Source organism: Zhongshania sp. (assembly GCF_041584495.1).
Taxonomy (GTDB): domain Bacteria; phylum Pseudomonadota; class Gammaproteobacteria; order Pseudomonadales; family Spongiibacteraceae; genus Spongiibacter.
In genome coordinates this window covers 1-1,143 of the sequence record NZ_JBFHDY010000315.1, presented here as the reverse complement: position 1 = coordinate 1,143, position 1,143 = coordinate 1, and the positions used below count along the sequence as shown (strand labels likewise).

3 protein-coding genes are annotated in these 1,143 nt (G+C 44.4%); all 3 read right to left on the bottom strand.

Going from position 1 to position 1,143, the window contains the following annotated elements; all coding sequences use genetic code 11:
* Window positions 1-58: 58 nt before the first annotated feature.
* The 3 genes from ABYP33_RS19485 to ABYP33_RS19475 all read right to left on the bottom strand — a co-directional run bounded on the left by ABYP33_RS19485 (window position 59) and on the right by ABYP33_RS19475 (window position 1,068).
* A complete protein-coding gene (locus ABYP33_RS19485; RefSeq protein WP_373093045.1) occupies window positions 59-280 on the bottom strand; it encodes a hypothetical protein in 222 nt (73 codons plus the stop codon).
* Window positions 277-384, bottom strand: coding sequence for a DUF6011 domain-containing protein (locus ABYP33_RS19480; protein WP_373093047.1), 108 nt, complete (start codon window positions 382-384; stop codon window positions 277-279). The genes ABYP33_RS19485 and ABYP33_RS19480 overlap by 4 nt, the downstream gene beginning before the upstream one ends.
* Window positions 385-939: 555 nt before the next feature.
* Complete coding sequence (locus ABYP33_RS19475; RefSeq protein ID WP_373093043.1) at window positions 940-1,068, bottom strand: hypothetical protein; 129 nt, start codon at window positions 1,066-1,068, stop codon at window positions 940-942.
* Window positions 1,069-1,143: the final 75 nt, after the last annotated feature.

The following is a 1,143-nucleotide window of genomic DNA, read 5'->3' as shown; positions in this document are numbered from 1 at the left end:
TCTCCTATTGACTCACCGCTACCATCCATAGCTGCGGCTTGTCAGAAACAGGCTTGACCTACTTGGTCATATTATATGCAGCGTTATTGCTGCGGTATTTATGCACTATATCATTGAATACATCGCCAAGTTGACCCACCTCATCAATAGTCAGCACATCATCTAGCGTTATATATCCCTTTCGCCATGCATCAAGATTATTACTACCAATCTTGTCACGCACAGCATCATGCCATTCCATTCTTATTTTCTCCCACATCATTTCGCGCTCGGTCATCATGCGACAACTCCTAACTCACTGCGACAGTGAGGTCCGAATCCTGTACTGATTGACACAGGGTCCGTAAGTTTCCTTGCACAGCGTCCACACTTGCCGGCATGCATTAATTCTATGTGACTAGGCAGGTTACCCTGCTGCATGACGCTCCATGTCCATTCAAATGCCTTGACTGACATTGCATTGTGTCCAACTCTCGACTTCTTGCTATGCACATAGCGCGCTTCGTCAAAGATGGTGCCAATGAATGTGTAGTCTGAGGTATTGTCAGGCCCACGTAGCAGTGATACAAAGTGGGGAGTATCTTCTTTAGGCTGCCTCACTTTATAGGTGAAATGATTTCCGGTGAGCTTATTTCTAAGCGTGAAGGTAGCATTTCCGGCAAGTATAAAAGCTTTGTTCAAGTCTTATCCTTTGTTAGAGGCAGCATCATTGCTGTCCCTTACTGTGAATACATCATCTCACCGTTAACGTAATCTGTACAATATAAGAATTAGATAGTGTTCATACAATAATTAGATAGACCATCGGCTATTCATATAACACTGTGTCAAGTCAAGGTGCGGTGCATTTTATTATTAGTTCGGAGATTCCAGGAGGCAGGGCATAAAAAAGCCCCACGATTCCGCAGGGCATTAAGGTGTGTGTTGTGTTGCAGGGTGTTAGAAGTCGTCCCAGTCTTCACGCTCAGCGTTATGGTATTTGTCTAGCAGCGTGTCATCTATCTTGTCTATGAGCGTTAAGATTGGATGCCACTCGTCATTGTTAATGTCCTGTGTCAACTGTATCATGAATGACTGCCTGCGTTTGATGCGCTCAGTCCTACTCATTACGTGTTGCTCTATGTCATTTGTTGTCATGCGTTA